This window comes from Anabaena sp. UHCC 0253 (assembly GCF_009712085.1).
Lineage (GTDB): Bacteria > Cyanobacteriota > Cyanobacteriia > Cyanobacteriales > Nostocaceae > Dolichospermum.
Window position 1 is genome coordinate 90789 of sequence record NZ_VILD01000002.1, and the last position, 5060, is coordinate 95848.

2 protein-coding genes and 1 pseudogene are annotated in these 5060 nt (G+C 44.4%); 1 reads left to right on the forward strand and 2 read right to left on the reverse strand.

Annotated features, from left to right (window positions below):
* Positions 1–4460: choice-of-anchor I family protein (locus FJR38_RS04585; RefSeq protein ID WP_174763888.1), on the reverse strand; the 4460-nt coding region annotated here is incomplete at its 3' end.
* Between the two features lie 96 nt (positions 4461–4556).
* On the opposite strand from FJR38_RS04585, the gene FJR38_RS04590 reads away from it, so the two are divergent.
* Positions 4557–4763, forward strand: a complete 207-nt coding sequence (locus tag FJR38_RS04590; RefSeq protein ID WP_168535703.1) for a hypothetical protein — start codon at positions 4557–4559, stop codon at positions 4761–4763.
* Between the two features lie 77 nt (positions 4764–4840).
* Here the strand turns inward: FJR38_RS04590 and FJR38_RS04595 are convergent.
* Positions 4841–5060 (reverse strand): annotated as a pseudogene (locus tag FJR38_RS04595) (hypothetical protein); the annotation flags it as partial.

Consider the following 5060-nt stretch of genomic DNA (forward strand, 5'->3'; position numbering starts at 1 on the left):
AAGTTACCGAAGTTGTAACCCACTACCCCCGTTACATCCCCCAACTTAGCCCCAACATTGACATTGGGGAAAGCAAAATCAAACACCCCATTGTCGGCATCAATTTGAATGCGTTCGGGGTTGAAGTCGTTGGGTGAGATATTGATTGTGCCACGTTGACTTAAACCTGTTGCTCCCACACCATTATCTACAACGGCGTAAATTTCCCCAAAACGATTGGTAGGACTAACTGCAACTAAGTTTTTGGCAGTGACGCGCATTCCTTCCAGAGATTCAAAGAAATCAATCCCGTCAGTGGTGGGGTCAAAGGATGTCAGTCCATCGTTGTCAATGACTTGTGTAGGTGGAATCCGTCCCCCCGCACCGATAATAGTGGCAGCAGGTAGAGAATTATTACTAGAAAGGATGGTAATTGTGGGATTGCCACCAATCTGAGTAGTTGATAAATTCCCTGTGCTGACACCACCAGGAGTAAATTCGCTGACTGTACCCGTGACAGTGATGGAGTCACCAACTTTAACCGTAGGGGCGCTACTGGTGAAGACAAAGATAGCTTCAGATGTGGCAATATTGGTGTCAGAGTGGGGATCTTGGAGATAAAACCCATTGGAATCTACAGCAGTAACAATACCGGGAACTGCCGTTACCACTTGACCGACAAAAGGTGATGTATGACTTGTACCTTGAATGTCACTAATGCGAGTCGGTGTATTGACTTCAAAAATGGCAGTAGTTTTGCTAATTTCGTTAGCAACAACTAACAAAGGTTTGCTGTTAGGGCTGTCGTTTGCAGAAATAAACGCTAGTCCTTCCGGTCCAGAATCAGTTAAACCGGAAGCAGCATTAACGCTGAAATCGCGGGTATTGACATATTGGACAAATTGGGGGCTGTTGGGATTGGTGACTTCATAGACCATGACACCGCCGACACGCTCTAAACCAATGAAAGCATATATGCGATTTGCGATCGCTCCAATAACTACACCTTCTGGTTCTGGTCCTTTGTTATCACTGCGATTATCGAAGTTGTTACTATCGTTGTTGGAATTGTAGTTTCCAGGTAAAGCCGCAGCCGTAATTCGCTCGAAATCTGCACCGCTATCATAAACCCGTTCACCAGCACTATCCCAAATTGTGAAGGAACGAGCGCCGAAGGTATAGAGTTGATCATAGTCCCCATCGCCATCAGTATCGCCCAAGGTCTTCGTAACTAGCAAACGACCCAAATTTTCAGGAAGTTTGAGGTTAGCTGCATCAGGGAAAGCTATGGGGTCAAGATTGAGACTAGAAACGGTGGCTTCTTCACTAAAACCGTCATAGTCGCGGGTATCACCTTCATTGGCGGTGACGTAGTAGGTTTGACCATTAACAGTGTAAGAGGCGATCGCATCGGGTTGATATAATCCGATTACGGGCTGGTTTTGAATATTGACTTTTCCACCACCACCAGAAGTACCATCCACATCGCGATCGCTCGCATCCAAGGCATTAGAGGTGATGTTATAATCTTTGACACCTAAAGGCAAAATTGACTCTATTGTGGCTGTGGCGATATTTACGACAGCGATCGCATTGTTTTCTTGCAGCGTTACCCAAGCTTTTGTACCATCGCCAGAAAAGGTAATATATTCTGGTTCTAAATCTTGGGCAACTGATGAACCAGGTCCAAAGATTCTCACGCCTGAAGCTTTGAGGGCATCAATTTGGCTATCGAAGGGAGTAAAGGATGCTTCTTGGACGGTAGGAGTCGCAACACCACCAGCTAGGTTAATGATGCTAACTGAACCGACAGGATCGGTGGTATAGGCATTGTTAGGCTGACCTTCATTAGCAGTTAAAACCTTTGTGCCATCAGGGGTAAAGGCAAGCATATCTGGCAAAAAGCCCACATTCACCTTACTAATAAAAGCACCGGTTGCGGCATTGAAAAACTGAACTTCACCTGGATTGTTATCAGCCGTGGTTTGATTGGTAATAGCGATCGCTACAGCTACAATGCCAGCACTCACAGTCCCCGCTTTACCGACGGCGACACTGTTGGGAATCAGGGCAAAACCCCCGGCAGTTGTCCCATCAGGATCACCACTGGTATTAAATGCCAAATCACCGATTTTGGTGGGGTTAGCGGGGTTAGCGAGATTGAGGATTTCCACTACAGAACCAGAAACCACAAATAGGCGATCGCTAATGGGATCAAAAGCCGGAATTTCGCCACCATTGCTGCTAGTGAAACCACCAATTTTGGTCAGAAGACTCGAATTATTATTGGTAATAGCGATATTTTGGGTTGTGGTTGTACCCAGGGCAATTCCCGAAGCTGGGTTACTGAGGCTTAATACAGCAGTTTCTGTTCCTTCCGCGATTCCATCATCAGTGGCGACAAAGGTAGCTGTGGCGGTAGTTTGACCATTAGGAATGGTTAAAGTTCTGGTAGAGACAGAATAATCACCAGGAGTAATCCCAGTTCCCCCTACGTTTAAGGTAACGGTTTGATTACCTGATACCGCCGCCGAAGCTGTTGCTGTGACGGTGATTTGATTGCGGCTAGATTCCGAAGTTGTGTTACTACTGACGGAAAGATTGACTATTGGTAATACTCCAAAGTCGTTATCAGTAATGGCGACTGTAATTGGGGCAATGGGAATATTGTTATATTGAGCATCGGCACTGGTGACAGTTTGGGTAATTGTCCCTATATGATTCCCTTCCACAACTGCATCATCTATCGCAGTCACTGTCACCACTTGGGCAATATTCCAATTAGTAGCAGTGAAGGTGAGGGAATTGGTACTAGTTGTCACCTGTGTGCCACCGTTTAAGGCAATGGTGACATCGGCTGTCGGTTGGACAGAAAGGACAAATACTAGGGAATCCGTTGCCCCACCTTCTGTAGCAGTCGTTGTCCCACCACTTTCCACAATTCTGACAGTGGGTGCAACTACTAGATTGGTATTGTAAGTACCAGGATTACCAACAGCACCACCAACGGAAGCACGGGAGTTTTGAGTGTCACCAACAGCAGAAAGTTGCCAATTGGGATTAATTGCTAAAGGAGCGAGGTTTGCTTGATCGGTGGAAGCACTAAATTCTTGGGTGCGGACAGTACCGGGGAAAAGTTCATCACTGTAGGTGAGACGATCAACCAGGACATTACTGGCATCATAGATATTAATTTCATCGCCGCGTCCGAGTCCAGGGGTTGAACCACCAATAACTTTAACGGAATTCGCCAGACCCCAAGCAGTGCGGAAGGCAGCAACGTCAGCAGTTTCTGTAAAAATGACGGATTCCCCTGGTTGGACAATTCCGAAGGCACTCAGGGAGAAAGAGCCGGGGTTACGCCCACTATCAGAGTAACTCCAACCAGTCAGATCAATGGCATTGGGGCTGAGGTTCGTCAACTCCACAAATTCGCCATCTGCACCGCTGTAAAGATATTCGGTAATTTGCATGGTGAAATTGGCAGGGGAGGCAACATCGTTATCAGTGATGTTTGCAGTCACGTTTGATATTGCCAATCCGTTGTAGTTAGCATCCGTACTGGTGACACTGTGGGTAATTGCACCACTATGAGAACCTTCTAGTACGGCATCATCAAACGCCGTCACTGTCAAATTTTGCGCCACATTCCAATTAGCAGCAGTGAAGGTGAGGGAATTTGTACTGGTTGTCACCTGTGTGCCACTGTTTAAGGCAATGATGACATCTGCGGTTGGTTGACTGTTTAAAACGATTGTATAGGTGTCCGTTGCCCCACCTTCTGTGACATTGGTTGAACCACCAGTCTGAGTCAGGGTAATGCCAGCATTGGATACTGCACCTAATGTAAATGCTGTGCTACTAAATGGTACATCTGGGGCAATAGTATCAATACTCTGATCCCCTCCACCATCTTGAACAATCCAATTAGTAGGATTATTGATAATTGGCAAATATGCTGAGAAGTTAGCCTGTCCACTACGATCGCCATTAAAGGCTGCTACATCGGCATCATCATCTAAAGTAGATAAATCCAGCGCATTCAGTCCAGCCGTTAAGCCTGTATTCGTTAGTAATCCATTAGTAGCATTAAATCCGCCACTGGCGATCGCTGTAATAAATGTGGGTGAAGCTGCACTTCCCTGATAAGCATAGATAACTTCATCACTTGCACTAATCCCGCGATTCGTACCCCGTGATGGTGATAACGCAGAAGCATCTATGACTGTTCCCTGGTTGGCTGTAATTGTTCCACTACCAATGTTATCAATGCGGACAATTGTTCCTGCGGTGACTAAAGATGTGGCTGTCCAACTAAAAGCACCTTCGTTTGTATCAACCCAAGCCGTACCATTCCACTCGTTATCTTCAAAAATAATTACTTCACCGGGATTAATGTCAACTAATGCCACAAAAGCAATGTTGTCATTACCATCTGCATTATATCCAACAAATGCGATATTTCCTGTTGTTAGTGCCATAATTTAAATTTTCCCTGTGATTTTAGAAAATCACATACAAATAATTGGTTATATCCTATCTAGTAGGATTCACTAAATAGGTTAAGATGCTGATAAGTGGACATTATCAAAACATTATTTAAAGGATTATTTTTGCCAGCATCAGTGTTGCTGAAAAAGTTTTCCTGTGATAATTGGTATCTGTTTAAAAATTCTGGCGTTGCTAAAACCAAGGATGAATTTAGTAGAGACTTTCCATGGAACGTCTCTACAAGAATGATAGAAAACAAAGATTTAATTTCTATAGGACTTACGCAAGATTGAACTCAAAACCTGATTCTTGCGTAGGGGTAATTCATGAATTACCCCTACTTCCGTTGTGTTGTGCGTAAGTCCTAGAATTAACTCAAAATAAACTGGTTAGGGTTTGTTAAACTCAAACTATTGGATTGAACTCCAATCAGAATCGCTATGATGTTACTACCAAAGATAATTTCTGTATCACCACCAACTTGATTTAAGTTGAATTGGGATGCAGTAGAGCCTAAAATAGCGATTTTATCAACACCAATTTGGAAGTCCAGGATAGTATTAGCGGCTTTTGGTGGTTCAACATTAAAA